The organism is Hominiventricola filiformis, from assembly GCF_020686965.1.
GTDB lineage: Bacteria > Bacillota > Clostridia > Lachnospirales > Lachnospiraceae > Hominiventricola > Hominiventricola filiformis.
In genome coordinates this window covers 101,222-119,544 of sequence record NZ_JAJEPS010000008.1, presented here as the reverse complement: position 1 = coordinate 119,544, position 18,323 = coordinate 101,222, and the positions used below count along the sequence as shown (strand labels likewise).

General features: G+C 42.2%; 22 protein-coding genes. 3 read left to right on the top strand and 19 right to left on the bottom strand.

Features of this window, described 5'->3' with window-relative positions:
* Positions 1-8: 8 nt before the first annotated feature.
* The 12 genes from rpmC to LKD36_RS09715 form a co-directional block, all read right to left on the bottom strand.
* Positions 9-209, bottom strand: coding sequence for a 50S ribosomal protein L29 (gene rpmC, locus LKD36_RS09770; protein ID WP_118770713.1), 201 nt, complete (start codon positions 207-209; stop codon positions 9-11).
* The gene (gene rplP / locus LKD36_RS09765) at positions 196-636 is read right to left on the bottom strand and encodes a 50S ribosomal protein L16 (protein WP_118770714.1); all 441 of its coding nucleotides are present in this window, start codon (positions 634-636) and stop codon (positions 196-198) included. Before rplP ends, rpmC begins: the two co-directional genes overlap by 14 nt.
* Positions 636-1,292 (bottom strand): 30S ribosomal protein S3, encoded by a 657-nt coding sequence (rpsC, locus tag LKD36_RS09760; RefSeq protein ID WP_118770715.1) that lies wholly within the window; start codon positions 1,290-1,292, stop codon positions 636-638. Before rpsC ends, rplP begins: the two co-directional genes overlap by 1 nt.
* Positions 1,293-1,303: 11 nt before the next feature.
* Entirely contained in the window at positions 1,304-1,693 is a 390-nt protein-coding gene (gene rplV / locus LKD36_RS09755; RefSeq protein WP_118770716.1) for a 50S ribosomal protein L22, read from the bottom strand.
* A 31-nt stretch (positions 1,694-1,724) separates the two neighbouring features.
* Entirely contained in the window at positions 1,725-2,003 is a 279-nt protein-coding gene (rpsS, locus tag LKD36_RS09750; RefSeq protein WP_117499418.1) for a 30S ribosomal protein S19, read from the bottom strand.
* A gap of 18 nt (positions 2,004-2,021) precedes the next feature.
* The gene (gene rplB / locus LKD36_RS09745) at positions 2,022-2,864 is read right to left on the bottom strand and encodes a 50S ribosomal protein L2 (protein ID WP_118770717.1); all 843 of its coding nucleotides are present in this window, start codon (positions 2,862-2,864) and stop codon (positions 2,022-2,024) included.
* A gap of 70 nt (positions 2,865-2,934) precedes the next feature.
* Entirely contained in the window at positions 2,935-3,234 is a 300-nt protein-coding gene (gene rplW / locus LKD36_RS09740) for a 50S ribosomal protein L23 (protein WP_118770718.1), read from the bottom strand.
* Positions 3,234-3,854 carry a 50S ribosomal protein L4 gene (rplD, locus tag LKD36_RS09735; RefSeq protein ID WP_118770719.1) on the bottom strand — a complete coding sequence of 207 codons (621 nt, stop codon included), beginning with the start codon at positions 3,852-3,854 and terminating at the stop codon, positions 3,234-3,236. The genes rplW and rplD overlap by 1 nt, the downstream gene beginning before the upstream one ends.
* Before the next feature lie 26 nt (positions 3,855-3,880).
* The gene (rplC, locus tag LKD36_RS09730; protein WP_118770720.1) at positions 3,881-4,516 is read right to left on the bottom strand and encodes a 50S ribosomal protein L3; all 636 of its coding nucleotides are present in this window, start codon (positions 4,514-4,516) and stop codon (positions 3,881-3,883) included.
* Between the two features lie 70 nt (positions 4,517-4,586).
* A complete protein-coding gene (rpsJ, locus tag LKD36_RS09725) occupies positions 4,587-4,904 on the bottom strand; it encodes a 30S ribosomal protein S10 (protein ID WP_118770721.1) in 318 nt (105 codons plus the stop codon).
* 409 nt (positions 4,905-5,313) lie between these two features.
* A complete protein-coding gene (locus LKD36_RS09720; protein WP_308459488.1) occupies positions 5,314-5,541 on the bottom strand; it encodes a purine biosynthesis protein PurH in 228 nt (75 codons plus the stop codon).
* Positions 5,542-6,033: 492 nt separating this feature from the next.
* Complete coding sequence (locus tag LKD36_RS09715) at positions 6,034-6,906, bottom strand: class I SAM-dependent methyltransferase (protein WP_308459487.1); 873 nt, start codon at positions 6,904-6,906, stop codon at positions 6,034-6,036.
* Between the two features lie 230 nt (positions 6,907-7,136).
* Here LKD36_RS09715 and LKD36_RS09710 point away from each other — a divergent pair, with 230 nt between their 5' ends.
* Positions 7,137-8,732, top strand: coding sequence for an MBL fold metallo-hydrolase (locus tag LKD36_RS09710; protein WP_308459486.1), 1,596 nt, complete (start codon positions 7,137-7,139; stop codon positions 8,730-8,732).
* Positions 8,733-8,799: 67 nt separating this feature from the next.
* Here the strand turns inward: LKD36_RS09710 and LKD36_RS09705 are convergent, their stop codons facing one another.
* The 7 genes from LKD36_RS09705 to LKD36_RS09675 all read right to left on the bottom strand — a co-directional run bounded on the left by LKD36_RS09705 (position 8,800) and on the right by LKD36_RS09675 (position 16,139).
* Positions 8,800-10,170, bottom strand: coding sequence for a homoserine dehydrogenase (locus LKD36_RS09705; RefSeq protein ID WP_308459485.1), 1,371 nt, complete (start codon positions 10,168-10,170; stop codon positions 8,800-8,802).
* A 23-nt stretch (positions 10,171-10,193) separates the two neighbouring features.
* Complete coding sequence (locus tag LKD36_RS09700; RefSeq protein WP_308459484.1) at positions 10,194-10,796, bottom strand: class II aldolase/adducin family protein; 603 nt, start codon at positions 10,794-10,796, stop codon at positions 10,194-10,196.
* 2 nt (positions 10,797-10,798) lie between these two features.
* Complete coding sequence (gene otnK / locus LKD36_RS09695) at positions 10,799-12,067, bottom strand: 3-oxo-tetronate kinase (protein WP_308459483.1); 1,269 nt, start codon at positions 12,065-12,067, stop codon at positions 10,799-10,801.
* 123 nt (positions 12,068-12,190) lie between these two features.
* Positions 12,191-13,069 carry a hypothetical protein gene (locus LKD36_RS09690; RefSeq protein WP_117919234.1) on the bottom strand — a complete coding sequence of 293 codons (879 nt, stop codon included), beginning with the start codon at positions 13,067-13,069 and terminating at the stop codon, positions 12,191-12,193.
* 17 nt (positions 13,070-13,086) lie between these two features.
* Positions 13,087-13,920: a hypothetical protein gene (locus LKD36_RS09685; RefSeq protein ID WP_118030373.1), complete on the bottom strand. Its 834-nt coding sequence runs from the start codon at positions 13,918-13,920 to the stop codon at positions 13,087-13,089.
* A gap of 111 nt (positions 13,921-14,031) precedes the next feature.
* On the bottom strand, positions 14,032-14,478 hold the full coding sequence (locus LKD36_RS09680; protein WP_182382504.1) for a recombinase family protein: 447 nt from the start codon (positions 14,476-14,478) through the stop codon (positions 14,032-14,034).
* A gap of 32 nt (positions 14,479-14,510) precedes the next feature.
* Entirely contained in the window at positions 14,511-16,139 is a 1,629-nt protein-coding gene (locus tag LKD36_RS09675) for a recombinase family protein (protein WP_118030371.1), read from the bottom strand.
* A gap of 118 nt (positions 16,140-16,257) precedes the next feature.
* On the opposite strand from LKD36_RS09675, the gene LKD36_RS09670 reads away from it, so the two are divergent.
* Together LKD36_RS09670 and LKD36_RS09665 are read left to right on the top strand one after the other, a co-directional pair.
* Positions 16,258-17,013, top strand: coding sequence for a LytR/AlgR family response regulator transcription factor (locus tag LKD36_RS09670; RefSeq protein ID WP_070104501.1), 756 nt, complete (start codon positions 16,258-16,260; stop codon positions 17,011-17,013).
* Positions 17,006-18,310, top strand: coding sequence for a sensor histidine kinase (locus LKD36_RS09665; RefSeq protein ID WP_308459482.1), 1,305 nt, complete (start codon positions 17,006-17,008; stop codon positions 18,308-18,310). Before LKD36_RS09670 ends, LKD36_RS09665 begins: the two co-directional genes overlap by 8 nt.
* The last annotated feature ends 13 nt before the right edge of the window (positions 18,311-18,323 follow it).

The window sequence follows — 18,323 nt, the reverse complement described above, 5'->3', positions numbered from 1 at the left end:
TTCCAGGCTTACGCGTTCTTCTGTGCGATAACAGTCTGAATACGGGCAATATTCTTACGAACCTCTTTGATTCTTGCCGTGTTATCCAGCTGATTGGTTGCATTCTGGAATCTCAGGTTGAAAAGTTCCTTCTTTGCAGCTACTAACTCATTGTTCAGTTCTGCAGCTGATTTTGCTTTTAAATCTTCAACATATTTATTCATTTTCACTGTTATCACCGCCTTCTAAGTCTGCGCGAGAAACGACTTTACATTTGCAGGGTAACTTGTGGGTAGCCAGACGCAGTGCCTCTTTTGCGATCTCTTCGGATACTCCGGAAATCTCAAACATAACACGGCCCGGTTTAACAACTGCCACCCAGTACTCCAGCGTTCCTTTACCGGAACCCATACGGGTCTCAGCCGGCTTGTTGGTTACGGGTTTATCCGGGAAAATTTTGATCCAAACTTTACCACCACGTTTGATGTAACGGGTCATAGCGATACGGGCTGCCTCGATCTGATTGGATTTGATCCAGCACGGCTCAAGAGCAACAATACCGTATTCACCATTTGTAATCTTATTACCTCTAAGCGCCTTACCGGTCATAGTACCGCGGAACTGTTTACGGCGCTTTACTCTCTTTGGCATTAACATTATTTATCGCTCCCTTCCTTTGCTGCCTTTGTTGGAAGAATCTCGCCTCTGTAGATCCATACCTTTACGCCAGTTTTGCCGTAGGTAGTATCTGCTTCTGCGAAACCATAGTCAATATCTGCTCTCAGAGTATGCAGCGGGATTGTACCGTCTGAGTAAGTCTCAGTACGAGCCATATCAGCGCCGCCAAGACGACCTGAACAGGTAACTTTGATTCCCTTTGCACCAGACTTCATAGCACGTCCCATGCAGGATTTCATAGCACGACGGAAGGAGATACGATTCTCCAGTTGCTGTGCAATGTTCTCTGCAACGAGCTGAGCCTCACGGTCCGGTCTCTTAACTTCTTTGATATCTACAACTACTTTCTTAGTAGTCATCTTCTGTAATTCAGCTCTTACTTTTTCGATCTCTGCTCCGCCTTTACCGATGATCATACCCGGTTTTGCAGTAGAGATGATAATTTTAACGCGGTCGGAGGTTCTCTCGATCTCAATCTTGGAAACTCCAGCGCTGTACAGTTTCTTTTTCAGGAACTTTCTGATCTGATAATCTTCAACCAGGCAGTCTGCGAAATCTGCTTCCGCATACCATTTGGAATCCCAGTCTTTAATAACACCGACTCTAAGGCCGTGCGGGTTAACTTTCTGTCCCATGATTGTCCTCCTTATTTCTTCTCGTCAAGCACGATCGTGATGTGGCTCATTCTCTTCTCGATACGATAAGCGCGGCCCTGTGCTCTCGGTCTGATTCTCTTCATGGTCGGTCCCTTGTCTGCATAGCAGGCAGCTACATAAAGATTCTCAGCGTGCATTCCGTTATTGTTCTCCGCATTTGCAATTGCGGACTTTAATAATTTCTCAATCAGTGTGGATGCATATCTCGGATTGTAAGCAACAATACCAAGTGCAGTTTCCACGTCTTTACCTCTGATGGCATCTAAAACGAAGCAAGCCTTCTGGACAGAAACGTGTGCATAAGATAACTTAGCAGACGGTCTGGTATCCTTCTGGGCATTTCTTTCTCTCTTAATCTGACTTCTGGATCCCTTTGCCATTCGATGTAACCTCCTTCCAATATATCAACGACTAACGTCTGGACTTCTTCTCGTCTTTTCCATGTCCTCTGTAAGTTCTGGTCGGAACGAACTCTCCAAGTTTGTGTCCTACCATATCCTCAGTAACATATACCGGAACATGTTTTCTTCCATCGTGTACTGCGATTGTATGTGAAACCATCTGCGGGAAAATAGTGGAACGGCGAGACCAGGTCTTGATCACGGCCTTACTTCCGCTTGCGTTCATAGCGTCTACTTTCTTAAGCAGGCTAGCATCTGCAAATGGTCCTTTTTTTAATGAACGAGCCATTGTGAAACCTCCTATTCCTTATTTGAATGTTCTGCCATCTCTTCTTCTAACGATCAGCTTGTTGGACTGCTTGTTCTTCTTTCTAGTCTTAAGACCAAGAGCCGGTTTACCCCAAGGTGTGCACGGACCCGGACGACCGATACCAGTCTTTCCTTCTCCACCACCATGCGGATGATCGTTCGGGTTCATGACGGAACCACGGACAGTAGGTCTAATTCCCATGTGACGTTTACGACCAGCTTTACCAACGTTGATCAGGTTGTGCTCACCATTACCTACAACACCAACGGTTGCACGGCAGTTCAGCGGAACCATTCTCATCTCGCCGGACGGCATTCTCAGGGTAGCATATTTGCCTTCCTTAGCCATCAGCTGAGCGCTGTTACCAGCAGAACGAACCAGCTGTCCGCCCTTACCAGCATATAACTCTACGTTATGAACCATAGTACCAACCGGAATATTCTCCAGCGGCAGGCAGTTTCCTACATGAACCTCTGCCTCCGGTCCATTCATGATAACCATTCCAACTTTCAGTCCCTGCGGAGCAAGGATGTAAGCTTTCTCGCCGTCTGCGTAGCAGATCAGTGCGATGTTAGCAGTTCTGTTCGGATCGTACTCGATACCAACAACAGTTGCCGGAACTCCATCTTTTCTTCTCTTGAAGTCGATGATTCTGTATTTTCTTCTGGATCCACCTCCACGGTGTCTCACAGTGATTTTACCCTGAGCATTACGTCCTGCGTTTTTCTTAAGAGAAACGACCAGAGATTTCTCCGGAGTACTTTTGGTGATCTCCGCGAAATCATAACCGGACATATGTCTTCTGGAAGGTGTATATGGGCGGTATGTTTTGATTCCCATTACTTTATCTCCTTTCAATATCTACGAAATTGTCGTGCTCGTATGCACATAGTTTTAAATCGCTTACGACTTACAGTCCCTCAAAGATCTCGATATCTTTGCTGTCTGCAGTCAGCTGAACGATGGCTTTTTTGGTTTTTGCGGTTTTGCCGACAACCATGCCACGTCTCTTATTCTTTCCGTCGCAGTTCATGGTGTTTACGCTCTGTACTTTAGTACCAGCGAACATTTTCTCTACTGCTTCTTTCACCTGAGATTTGGTAGCCTCGGTATGAACAAGGAAAGTGTATTTCTTCTCGCTCATAGCTGCCATACTCTTCTCAGTGATAACCGGTTTGAGGATTACATCATAGTATTTGATATCAGCCATTATGCATATACCTCCTCGATGGTCTTAACAGCATCCTTGGTAACAACAACAGTGTTGTATTTCAGAATGTCATACACATTGATGGTGTTGGTCAGAGCTGTCTGAATGTTTGCGATGTTGCTTGCAGACTTAACAACGTTAGTGTCATTCTCATTGAGAACTACCAGCGCTTTGGATACGTTCAGTGCATCCAGAACTGCCTGCATTTTTTTAGTTTTGATCTCGTCGAATTTCAGTTCGTCGAGAACGATGAATTTATTCTCATTTACACAGTTAGTCAGAACGGATTTCAGAGCAAGTCTCTTCTCTTTCTTGTTCAGACGGATCGTGTAATCTCTCGGAGTCGGAGCGAATACTACGCCGCCGCCGGTCCACTGCGGAGCTCTTGTTGAACCCTGACGAGCATGTCCGGTACCTTTCTGTCTCCACGGTTTTCTTCCACCGCCGGAAACTTCGGAACGGGTTTTAGCTTTCTGAGTTCCCTGTCTTTTATTTGCAAGCTGTGCAACAACTGCCATGTGTACCAGGTGCTCATTTACTTCTACACCGAATACTGCATCGTTCAGTTCAATTGTGCCAACTTCTTTGCCTTCCATATTATAAACAGATACGTTTGCCATTTATGTGTTCCTCCTTTCCCTAAACCTTATTTACCGCTCTTAACGGTCTCTTTGATGGTAACTAAGGCTTTCTTAGGTCCTGGTACCGCACCTTTTACCAACAATAAGTTGTTCTCTGCGTCAACTTTGACTACTTCCAGATTCTGGATAGTAATCTGTTTAGCGCCCATGTGTCCAGGCATTCCTTTTCCTTTGAATACCTTACTCGGATCGGAGCAAGCGCCGTTGGAACCCTGATGACGATGGAATTTAGAACCATGAGCCATCGGTCCTCTGTGCTGGCCAAGTCTCTTAATAGCACCCTGGAAACCTTTTCCTTTGGATACAGCAGTTGCATCGATCTTATCGCCTGCAGCGAAGATGTCTGCTTTGATCTCCTGTGCCGGTGCGTACTCAGCAGCATTCTCTAATCTAAACTCTCTGACAAATTTCTTATAAGCAACGCCTGCTTTGTCAAAGTGTCCTTTCTCTGCTTTGTTCACCAGTTTTTCTCTGGTATCAACGAAGCCAACCTGAACAGCGGCATATCCGTCGTTCTCTACGGTTTTAACCTGAGTTACAACACACGGTCCGGCCTGAAGCACGGTAACCGGAGTGAGCACTCCGTCTTCGTTGAAGATCTGAGTCATTCCGACTTTTGTAGCTAAGATAGCTTTCTTCATTCTTACGTTTCCTCCTGTTCTCTCTACAGCGGAATACCTTCTTTTAAGGAATTCATTCTAGCCGCAGGAATTATTTGTTTTTCATTTTAATATCAACATACACACCTGCAGGCATCTCAAGGCGGGACAGTGCGTCAACCGTCTTCTGCGTCGGTGCGATGATGTCGATCAGTCTCTTGTGAGTTCTCTGCTCGAACTGCTCTCTGGAATCTTTATATTTGTGTACTGCACGAAGGATGGTTACTACTTCCTTCTTAGTCGGCAGCGGCACCGGTCCACTCACCTTAGATCCCGTTTTCTTTACCGTCTCGATAATTTTCTTGGCGGATGCATCGATCAGCTGATGATCATATGCTTTCATTGTGATTCTCATTACTTGACTTGCCATAAAAAAAGTCGCCTCCTTATTCGTACTTTAGACTACCAGTACGACAAGCGGTGACTGTACACTCATCCGTGTGTATCACGTGGATACTCACACGATATTTACCTCTTACTTAAGAAGCTCTTTACTTGTACAGTGACTTGTCGCCAGTTTGCTAACTTGACATTCGCTCCACGGAAAACCCACGCGCTATACCTGCGTGGCAACCTCACGCTTCATTGCTATCATGTCACAACATGAATTAGTATAATGGAAAACACCTGATTTGGCAAGACTTTTTTGAAATTTATGAAGAAAATTTTTTCATGAATATATACGAAGTTTTTCGTCTGTTTTTGTGCAAGTTGTATGCATAAAGAGGCAGTCAAAAGAAAATATGACTGCCTCATCCAGACCAGTTTACTTCATCCCTCTATTTGTAGAAGCAGTTTGTCCGCTCCGGGCGAATGTCTTCTTTTACATATCTGGCATTGAATTCCATGTTGATTTCCCGAAGTTCTTTTTTACCGTCAATGTAGTCCTCATACATTTCTGCCAGTCCGGACATGCATCCGTCACAGTTTGCTTCGATGTTGCCAAGAGACTCTGCCACAATTTTCTCGCGTTCTTCTCGCGTTGTTTCTGCAATTAAATATCCCATCGTTCACTTTCTCCTCGTTATGTCTTCCCTGGTTCTGTGTCCTTTAGCCACTCTTATTCATATTCTTGAGATCAGTCTGGCTATATACGTTTGTTTTTAGCAACAATACCCATTGCGCAATCTTTTTCATCCCCAAATAGTGGTTTCTTCTTATTATATGATATTGTTATGGGCATATAACGCTCTGTCTCTATCCCCCACCCGTTTTCCTATAAATTTCCGGGTGTTATCTTATCAACGGAAGCTCTGCTACCCAAACAGGCGGAAAATCATACGGAACAAATTATTTTCAAAGAGTTTTTATATCATTTCTGGGTGGCAGGATCTGCAATCCTTCCATATACCCAAAGCAGAAGAGCAGCGAAACCTATCATCTCTCCGAAGCCTAAAATACGCAACGCAATAGTATTCTCAGCAAACGAATATGATGCACATCATACAAGTCATATATTCGTTACTGCTGTTTAAATACTGTTGCTGGCCATGTCTCTTCTATGCTTCCCACCGTCCGCTGGCACCACAGGGCAGTACCAGTCCACTCTCGGTTACCGGGAGTCCCACTTCCTGGGAATCTACATGACCGCCAAACTTCCTGAGTTCTGTTCCCAGCATATAGGACAGTACTGCAGGCTGAAGACCGGTTGTGTAGGAATTAATAAGGAAGAAAAGCGGATCATCACTCAGGATCTGGGTACACAGTTTCACCAGCGGATGAATTGCATCCTCAATCTTCCAGATCTCACCTTTCGGTCCTCTTCCATAAGAAGGCGGATCCATGATAATCGCATCGTAGTGATTGCCGCGGCGGATCTCCCGCTCTACAAATTTCTGGCAGTCATCCACCAGCCAGCGGATCGGTGCATCTTCCAGTCCGGAGCTCTTCGCATTCTCCTTCGCCCATGCCACCATTCCTTTGGAGGCATCCACATGAGTAACCGTAGCACCTGCTGCCGCTGCTGCCAATGTCGCACCACCCGTATAGGCAAACAAGTTCAATACTTTGACCGGCCGTCCTGCATTGCGGATTTTCTCAGAAAACCAGTCCCAGTTTGCCGCCTGCTCCGGGAACAGTCCTGTATGCTTAAAACTGAAGGGCTTCAGGTTAAAGGTGAGCTTCTTTCCTGACGGAAGGGTGTATCCAATCTCCCACTGTTTCGGTAAATCAAAGAACTCCCACTCGCCGCCGCCTTTGGCGCTGCGGTGATAATGTCCATTCATTTTTCTCCAACCCTTATGTTTCTTCGGTGTGTCCCAGATGACCTGCGGATCCGGACGCACCAGAAGATAGCCTCCCCAGCTTTCCAGCTTCTCACCCGCGGAACAGTCAATGACTTCATAATCTTTCCAATTATCTGCTATGAACATATATTTAAAACCTTTCTCTTCCTTATATATAATATAAATAATTATATCTGCTTTGCTCTCTCAGCACAAGACAGCACTAAAAATTCCGAGAATTTATGCATATTGTATATTTTTTTCATATTCTTTCGTTCTATATTACATATTTTTACAAATATTTCTCTTCTGTTTGTTGCATCTGCACACATAACTTGATATCATATTGATAAGAAGAATTGTAAGGGGGTTGTTTTATGAGACTAGGTTTTGTAGGCGCAGACCATGAGGTCACCGGAAGCTGTCACTATCTGGAAGTGTGTGGAAAACATATCCTTGTAGACTGTGGTCTGGAACAGGGCAAAGATATCTACGTGAATCAGGATATCCCGGTACCCATCAACCAGATTGACTATGTTCTGCTGACACATGCCCACATTGATCATTCGGGCCGTTTACCGCTTTTATATAAGAACGGATTTCACGGAGATATTATTTCCACCTTCGCCACCAGCGATCTGTGCAGTATCATGCTCCGCGACAGTGCCCACATTCAGGAATTTGAGGCAGAATGGCGTAACCGGAAAGGGAAACGTGCCGGTTTGGAAGAATACGTACCTCTCTACACCATGGCTGATGCTCTCGGTGCCATCGGTCTCTTCCATCCCTGCGATTATGAGCAGAAAATCGAACTTTGCCCAGGTATCCATGTAAGATTTCGCGATGTAGGCCATCTTCTCGGTTCCTCCTCCATCGAGATCTGGATTGAGGAAGATGGAGTATCAAAAAAAATTGTTTTCTCCGGTGATATTGGAAATATCAATCAACCGCTCATCAGAGACCCGATTCCTACGGACACTGCAGACTATGTGGTCATGGAATCCACCTATGGCGACCGTTATCACAATGCACCACCTGACTATGCAGCGGAACTGGCTTCTGTCATCAATACCACACTGAAACGCGGAGGCAATCTGGTCATCCCGGCATTTGCAGTCGGAAGAACCCAGGAGCTCCTGTATTTTATCCGTGACATCAAAGAACGGAAGCTTCTGGACTTTGATTTTCCTGTTTATGTAGACAGTCCGCTGGCCATTGAAGCAACTTCTATTTTTAATAAGAACTTTCAATCCTGCTTTGACGATGACGCCATGGCACTCATCAATGCCGGTATCAGCCCGATCAGGTTCCCGAACCTTCATCTGGCAGTCTCCAGTGATGAGTCCAAGGCCATCAATTTTAATGCTGAGCCGAAGGTCATTATTTCCGCTTCCGGTATGTGCGAAGCCGGCCGTATCAAACACCACCTGAAACATAATCTGTGGCGTCCGGAATGTACCGTCCTGATTGTAGGATATCAGGCATACAATACGCTGGGACGTTCCCTCATTGAAGGAGCTGAATACTGCAAACTCTTCGGTGAGACGATCGAAATCAGAGCTGAGATCAAACAGCTTCAGGGGATCAGCGGCCATGCCGACAAAAACGGCCTCTTAAATTGGGTCAAAGCATTTTCACCTAAACCGGAAATGGTATTCGTTGTACATGGTGAAGATACGGTATGTGATGATTTTACCGCATGCCTCAATGAAGAATACCAGATTCCTGCCTTCGCTCCCTTCTCCGGTGCCCTGTTCGATCTTGCCACCGGCGTATGGATCAAGGAAGGCCTGAAGATTCCAGTATCTGCCGAGAAACCTGCTGCCAAACGCAAATCCGATATGTACACAAGACTTATCGAAGCAGGCAAACGGCTTATGCAGGTCATCTACCACAACGAAGGCGGAGCCAACAAGGATCTCGCCAAATTTATCAGTCAGATCAATTCCCTCTGCGACAAATGGGATCGTTAAACAAAGAGAAAGGAGAAGGCATATCCGCCCTCTCTTTTCTCTAATATACAGGAATCTTGTCCATAAATTATGAAAGTTTCAGTCCATCCTGATACAATTTATAGATTTCCAGTCCGGACAGATCCACATCTTCCAGAGTAATCGGCTGTCCTTTTTTCACATCTCTTAAAAGTGTAGTATTATTCAGCAGATAGAATGGTGCTGCATTTCCTGCCTCTTTTACTTCCAGAAGCTCCGGAACCAGTCCATCGATTGCATGATGATGTCCATGTACTTTCAGCTCTGTTCCCTTCGCCATATCCTCTTCAGCCACACCTGCCAGAACAGATACCTGACGGCACTCCGGATGGCATCCTATTCCCATCAGATCGCCAAGGATGATGGATACCGGAGTCTCCAGTCCCATGAAATGATACGGCAGATAGATACATGCATATTTCTTGTTACGGCTTACTACATGACCTTTACCGATGAGGATTTCCCACATCTTCTCGTTCTCGCATCTGATAACAATGAACTCTCCGCCACAGAAGCTTGCCTCGTCTGTTCCACGCAGATTATAGAATACATCCACAACACCTGTTTTCTTCAGGATTCCTCCATCCTCTTCCGGAATAAAGATATCAGCCAGCTCACTCGGTTTTGCTACCGGATAATCAAGAAATGGAGTTGCCGGTACATATCCGGTAACGTTGGATACCAAGTTCATCTCGCACAGGTCAGCAGAAATAACTTCTGTGTATTTCTCCACCAGTTTTCTTCTCTGTACCAGTGTCTCAGTTCCTTTATATCTCCAGCAGTCCAGCATCTGCGGCATCTGCTCACTTCTTCCGCTTCCGTCCGTATAGGTCATCTCCCCGGTCTCACGATCCCATACAAAATCATATTCACTGGATTTACCAACTGCAATCACATCCAGTCCAAGAAGTTTTGCCCAGGAGTAAAGATCCAGCAGGTTTCTCGGCTGATCACCGTTTACTAATGCATATACTGCATTATTCTCTGCTGCGATCTGGTTCAGGATCGGTCCGCATACACTGTCTGTCTCTTTGGAAACCATGTATACGTTGATTCCTTTTTTCAGCGCAATGATAGCAGCGTCTGTACTGACTGCGGTATTTCCAGTACACTCTACCATCGCGGTAATGCCGCACTCCATAACCAGACGGTAGTCTTTCACTACGATGATCGTATCTTCAGCGGCAGCAGCGATGTCTGCTTTGTTCTCACATACAACAATCTTATCTTCCGGGTATCCGATTTCTTTTAACACCGCCAGACACTCTTCCGGATGACGGGAGCAGATCGCTCTTAACTCCATCAGTTTTACGCTTGGAATCTGAGCAAGAAGAGTATAACCATATCCTTTGGTTGCTCCTACGATTCCAACTCTTGCTTTCTTTCCACTTTTGTCATTCATGATCTTTGTATAATCCATATTTGTTCTCTCCTTTTATTCTGTTAACCGATTTTATCGTATTTTGCATCTGTCTCAATCATGCAGGCGATTTTTGCGCTCTCTTCCAGCTCCTCGATACCAAAAAATGCATCCATGATAGTCTTGCCACCCACGATTCCGCCATGATTTTTCAGGAGATAAGCATCTCCATTCGGCAGACTGTTTTTAAATGCATCAAAGAGGGTATCTGAACCCGGTTTTCCATAGGGAACCAGTCCGATCTTTCCAACCTTCATGCCAAGGTACGGGGTATAGGCCGGAATAATATCACTATCTTTCTCAAAATGTCTGCAAGACCAGAGTACCGCATACGGTCCGTGTGTATGAACCACTGCCTGTACCTTCGAGTCTTTCTCATAATAATATTTATGAAGGGTAAACTCTTTGCTCGCTTTCTTTCCATTCAGGCTCTCGCCATCCATGGAAACAACTGCAAAATCATCTGCTGTCAGTGTTCCAAAGCAGGTTCCGCTTGCCGTAATATATACGTTCCCGTTATGAAGAAAACTCATGTTTGCGGAAGACCCGCTGGTTTTTCCTCTCTCAAACAGGCTGTGTGCCACCCATACAGCATCTTCCAGTTTTTTCTTTAAAATCTCATCCATGTTTATTCTCCTCTTTTACCTTCTGTAGTCATTTTCACAGCGCGTTCAAAGAAATCCGGCTGTCCGAAGTTCCCTGATTTCAGTACCAGTCTCAGTGCCCGGTTACCAGCAGGTGTCATAACCGGCACTCCCGGCGCAACGCTTTCCCCGATCAGATAGGACTGATATCCTAGTCCCTGTGTAACTGCTCCTGAAGTCTCTCCTCCGGCAACAATCACCTGTGTATATCCGTCCTTCACTGCCCTCTGTGCAAGCATGCTCATGGTCTGTTCCAGAAGTTCTGCAACTTTCTCCCGTCCGGCTTCCTGTACTTTCTTGACATTATCAGCTTTGTCCGAACTGTAATACAGCACCTTACTGGCACCTTTTCCCTCTTCCCAGAGGCTGTCCACCGTGACCTCTCCGTTCAGAAGACGAAGCGGATCCACATGTACAGAAAATCCACCGGCTTTCTGATAAGTGTCAATCTGCTCCAGTGTTGCCTTGGAACAACTGCCCGCCAGCAGAAGACTCTTTTCTGCCGGAACCGTCATCTCTTCTTTTGCTTCTCCGGCTGCTTTTTTTCGGAATGCTTCTGCCCCCAGAAGTCCGGATCCCCCGGTCATCAGTGAAAGATCACCAAAGATACCAAGAATCAGCTCCGCATGTGCATCTTCGTAGTAATCCGGCACAATATAAAATCTCGGATGCTCCGCAGCAAACTTCTCCACTTTTGCCAGCACAGCTTCTTTTCCTTCCCGAAGCTCCTGGATAGATAATTTCATACACGGATATTTACTCTGTTCTTTCATCAGCACCGTAATATCAGATGCCCACATAGGAGTCAGCGGATGATTTTTCATATGGCTCTCATGGAGCGGAATTCCGTTCACAAACAGAGATCCTTCTTTAACCGTTCTTCCATTGACCGGAAGTGATGGACATACCAGCGTATACGGAATATCAAATGTTTCCAGCGCTGCATCCAGAATCGGTCCGATATTTCCTTCTTTTGTGGAATCAAAGGTAGAACAGTATTTAATATAGAGCTGTACCGCTCCCTGCGCTTTCATCCACTTCAATGCCTGAATGGAATCATTTACTGCTTCTTTTACCGGTGCTGTACGGGATTTTAATGCAACTACAATTGCATCACAGTTCTCCGGAAGCTTTTCCTCCGGCAGCCCGTTAAACAGTACCGTCTTCATACCCTGCCTTCTGAGAAAAGACGCCGCATCACTTGCCCCTGTAAAATCATCTGCAATACAGCCTACTCTGATTTTTCCTTCCATGTTTCACCTCATCCTCTTTCCTGATTTGCCGAGTTTCTATCTATTTATAATAGTAAGCAATCTTCGTGCCATCTCTCCCCCTTCACAGATTCCCTGATTGTGTCAAGTTAATGACAGATTTTTTCATATATTTTTTTCATCCTTAATACCATTTTCATAATGCATGCACTTTTTTTCAGTATTTCTGCACATTGATATATTTTGAATATAATAAATATCGAGCAAGTATTTTCTATATTCATATAAATATCTTATTGTAAAACCAACAAATAATAAAACCATCGGAAGCCAAAACTCCGTCCATTTCATCAATATACTGTCAAATAAACATTCTAATAGTATACTTCCAATAAATAATAGCAAGCAAATACACATAGTTTTTATGAACTTATGAAAAAATATATTTTCTTTGCCCTTTACCCATTCTATCGCATCATCAAGATTTATACCTGACCTCTCTGGCAAAATAATTGGTAACATCATGATAATAATGGATCCAATAAACATTAAGTTCGATGATATTTTCAGTTCAACTAGATAAATATAGCAATAAACAATTTCTGTAGCCAGCGTCACAAAATATAGTACAATTTTATAAGTATTTCCTTTTATCTCTTCTTTGCTTCTTTCCCAATCCATTTTTAATAGTGTTGATAAATACAAAATCAGTAATTGTTTCGCCTCATCAAAATCATCGTTCTGTTTTTGCAGCCGTTCAATTACTTTCCAAATATGTGAATCCTTCTTTACATCATCTGTATTCTTTCCATACGCATTAATACGCACCTTTAACTCCACCAAAGGTTTTCGAATATCTTCATATCCCGTTGCTGCCTCAATCTCTTCAGCAATTCTACGTATATCGCTTCTCCACGCTTTTCTTTCATTTGTTATGTACACTAATTTATTATTTTTATGAAACTGAAAATATGCAACTAATGATGAAATTACACCTGCAACTACTGAAGATGTTAATACCGTTGCCAAAACATTACTTTCCATACGCATGTCTCTCTTTTCTATAGTTCTTCAATAAACTTTATACTGGATGTATAATCCTCTTCTGGAAGCAAGTTCTCCAGTCCTTTCAGATATTGGCATAATTTTTCTTTATGTTCTCTGAGACTTACAGTTAACTGACTCAAATACTTCCATGTTTCCACACTTGATAAATACATCACTTTTGTAATATACACTTTATTACCAACAAATGTATCTTCCATATATTCATAATATACTTCATCACTTATTGGCTTCAATAATGCTATTTTATTCCCATAATATGTATTTCCTTTGTTCGCACATAAATCAATATTATCAATGGGAACAAAATGTATTCCGCCATATGTTCCAGAATCTTCTATAATTTCATTTTCAACATATTCTCGTTCTAATGTCACATGAAGCGCAAATATATCCTGCTTTTCTATATCATATGTAAATTTACAAAATATCTCATTTGCTATGTCTTCTCCAAGTAATGCCTTATTTTGTACTTCTAAAATGTGTCGATTTCTTTTTTCTTTTTCAGGATCTAGACTATCAAACAATAAATCCTTGCATGTTTTAACAATGCACCCATCTCGTCTTCTTCCTACTATCCATTTACCTTTATATAATCCAACATAGCCATTTATTACTTGGCGCCCTAAACATTCATATCTAACTTCGTCACTATCGTCAATAGGTGCTTTCTCCATCTCTTCTTCAGTATACAATGGTATATTTTTATACTTTCTAACACTTATATCATAATTATCAGTTTCATTCGTTATTGCTCTTTCTGGAATCTCTGTTACTATTTTTTTCTTTTTTACATACCTTCCTAAAATTGTTTTCAATTGTTTTATCATATTGAATTTCCTAAGTACTTTCTGAATTTAATGTTATCCTAATAACATTTTTTATTATTAAAGGCAGTTCCCAGTATCACTGAAAACTGCCCCTCTACTGCATACCCTATTTTACCACATGCCCTTTACTTTTAAAATAATACTTTTTACGAATTTCCTGAAACTCCACTTTCTTCTTGTCAGCATCAGGCAAGTATGTTCATCCGTCTCTACAAAATCATCATAGTCATAACCAAATACCTTCACATTCTGCATACGAAACCATCCATCAAGCTCTTCATAACAGCTCATGTTCACAGTCAAACGATCCAGGCTCTTTACCATCAGAATATCTGCTCTTTTCTTCTTGAAAACTCTTTTTATTTTGTGGATTCCTTTGCGTCTTATTTTCTTTCCTGATGCAATCTCTGTAGTACAACCTACTACTTCAAACCCATGATGTTCAGCAAGTTCCAGCATTTTCTGTTTCTGTTCTTCTAATTTTGCACTGTTATTGCCAAGACTGTCTCTTTGATAAATCCATACTCTTTTTCCATCAATTACGCTAATTTCGTTCATCTTCATTCGTCTCCTATTTGTCTCGTCCTAATTTATACTGCTTTTCTTTCTTCATTTTTTAATGTTTGAAGCAATTTTTTATACTCATCCTGATACTTAAAAACCACTTCTATGTGCTTCTGATCATACACATAAATTGTATCAATCAGCATTTCTGACAGTTCTCTGGTAAGTTTTCCATCCCATTTCACCCCATCGAACAATTTAAGAAATTCATTTTCCTCTGGAGCCGCATCCATGATATCCTGCTCTAATCGTCCGATTTCTTCAAGAAGTTTTTCAACCTTCAAATTATTTGCTTCTTTATAGGACATAAAATCTTCCCTGCTAAGTTCACCACTGCTGTATTTCTCATATGCAGCTACATTTTTCTGTTTTACTGCGTTAATTCTATCTCTGATTTTCTTTCGTTCCCGATCAGACTTTTTGCGGTTATCTGCTTCAATCCTATTACGTTCCTTCTGCACTTCCTGAAGCCTTGCTACGACCTCTATCTGCTGCATCACAACTTTCTCCACCACTTCAACAAGAATCTTTTCATCCAGAGAACCTTTCATGCACTTCATGTCTTTTGCCATGTTCGCATAATAACAATAATACTGGGATTTCTGTGTTTTTTTATTGTAGAACCGTCGATACATTTTGTGTTCACATATACCACAGCGGACCATCCCAGATACTGGTGTAACTCTAAATTCGTCAGTCATCTTATATCTGCCATTCGTTTCTCTGGTTTGTTCCATGCTCTGTACAATGTCAAACAGCTCCTGACTTACAAGTGCTTCATGCGTATTTTCTGTAACGATATATTTTTCTTTCGGTATCCATATCATTTTCTTTGTAGCCGGACCTATTGTACGGCTCTTTCCAGCTACAGTTTTTCCACAATACATAGGATTTCGTAAAATTCTATCAAGCATATCAACCGTCCAAATCCGAATCTTTCCGGCATAATTTTTTACAAGCTTGCCTGCTTTGTTATTCGCATATTCGCTTGGTATAGTAACGCCTTCTTCATTCAATATGTGTACGATCTTGCGTTTTTCATACTTCAAGACACCTCTCATATGAAACAATCTTTGTACTATGGGTGCTGTCTCGTCATCTGGTATGATATGATTCTTAATTTCTGGGTCTTTCTGATATCCAAAAGGTGCCTCTGAGCTATAGTACTCTCCTTGATTCTGCACCGTTTTAATACCTTCTTTTATCTTGATAGAGCACTCTTCACAATAATAATCCGATGCAAGATTTTGAAAAGGCACATCCATATCTGGTGTTCTTCCATCATAATCGTTGCTATCAAAGTGGTCATTTACGGAAATAAACCTTATCTGAAGGAATGGGAATATCTTATCAATAAAATCTCCCATAATGATATGATCTCTTGCCATTCTGGAAAAATCCTTTACCACCACTATGGCTACTTTTCGGTCTCTGATATCCTGCAGCATTCTCTGCATTCCCGGTCTGTCCAGATTCTTTCCTGTATATCCATCGTCTACATATTCGACAACTTCATATTCATCAAGTGGAAATTTTCGAATAAAACTGTGCAGTAAAAATCTCTGATTGGTAATACTGTTACTTTCGTCCTTGTCCTCATCCTTATCTTCGGAAGATAAACGCAGATAGATTGCAATGATCTTTTTCGCTTTCATGCACTTGCCCTCCCTTCACAGAGAGATCCTTTAATGAACTTGTTCTACGTTGCTGTCAGTATGCATTGAGCGAATATGAAGGAGATATAGATATAAAAGAAACGGAGGACTGATGCAGATGATAAATATAGCCATATGTGATGATGATGTACCAATGACAGCTACGATAGAATCATTTCTTTTAAGGATAGGAAAAGAGCAGAATATTAAAATTGACTGTGAGGTGTTTTTTGACGGATCGACCATTGTGGAAAGTATTCGTCAGGGAGCATGCTATGATTTGATATATCTGGATATTGAAATGCCAATGGTCAATGGTATCAGTGCTGCTGAATTAATAAGGCAGATGGAGGTCCCTGCACTGTTCATCTATGTCTCCAGCCATGAGAACTATGCAGTGGAAATGTCTGTCACAGAGCCATTTCGTTTTGTGAGAAAACCTATTGATGAAAGAATCTTCCATGAATTTTTTATGGCTGCTTATGTACGCATCGGCGAAAGATCTGGGTATTTTCCATTCACTTACAACAAAGCTGTCAGGAAGATTCCATTGAATAGAATTTATTACTTTGAGAGCCAGAACAGAATCGTGCATATCCATACACTTAAAAATGGATCTGCTGTTTCAGATGATACAGAGAACAAATTCTATGGGAAAATGAATGATGTGGAAAGGCAGCTTTCAGAACGTAATGGAAATTTTATCAGGATACACCAGTCCTATCTTGTGAATTTTGACTATATTAAGAGTATGAACTTCGATAGAGTCTGTATGTCTGATGGTACTGTACTCCAGATCAGTGAGGACAGACAGAAGGCAGTACGCACCCTGTTCTGCACCATGGCAGGAATGGAGGGACGTTGGAATGGATGAGTACAGAGTGTTGAATGTCCTTATGATACTTTTTTCTTCTCAAATCGTAAATACCTATCTGCATGCATTTCACAATACAAAGAAGAAAAATTATCTGAAATGGTTCGCCTGGGGAGCTTATGGACTTTTCCAGTACCAGGTAATGGTATCTACTGCTGGAATGCCACTTCTTATTCTCATAATAAACATTGTGCTGGTGTTCTCCATCTATAAATTTTCATATCATGTGAACACTAAAACAGCCCTGTTTCTCTCTGGTATCCTTTATTCTGTCTGGATGCTGGTTGAAGTAGTGACCAATAATCTTCTTCTGCTTACTGATATTAAAGATAATCTATATTTCTTTGTGGTGGGCAGTACCGTTTCAAAAGTAGCCATGTACATAGCTGTTCATATGGTAAAATCATATAGAAAATCTAATCTTTATACAGATATGCCTTTTCATTACTGGTTAAGGCTTTTTTTGATTCCGCTTGCAACATTTTACATCATACATAACACCTACCTCATCACATCATCCGGTGCCGACCACCTGTTTTTTACGGTTACCACAATACTGATGCTGATGATCAATTATATTACATTCGATATTTATGACAGGCTTGGAAATCACGCAGAAATGGAAAAAAGGAATCTTGCTTACGAACAGCAGATCGTTCTCTGCAACAGGCAGGCAATGGAACGAGAAGAAGCTTACCAGAATACAAGAAGGATACGGCATGACCTTAACAGCTATCTGGTCGATCTGAAAGCAGCGATCCAGTATGGAAAGCTTGATGAGGCATCCTCTAAGATAGATGATATCCTCGACAGCAACAAAATCTATAAAAATGAAATATCACGTACCGGAAATCTTGTCATAGATTCCCTCATCAATTACAAGTTTTCTCTTGCACAGAAAGAGGGTATCGACATGAAGTGCTATGTGTTCGTTCCGGATCGTCTGCCCTTTGACGGTGCAGACCTATGCATTATACTTGGAAATCTTCTTGATAATGCCATGGAAGCTGTCGGATGTTTTCCAACAGGGCATAGATACATGAGTGTATCAGTTACGCTGGTCAAGGGAAGTCTCAGTATTATGGTAGAAAATCCATATCAAGGAGAAGTCATGGAAGACTCAGCAAGCCATATCGTGACCAGCAAACAGGACAAAAAGAATCATGGGATAGGTCTGGACTCTGTGCAGCGTACTGTAAAAAAATATAATGGAGAACTGCTTCTGGATTATAAAAATGGGTTGTTCAAGGCAACGGTCCTATTGTATCCACCGGAAAAATTACATGGAGACTCCTAATTTCTACATGATA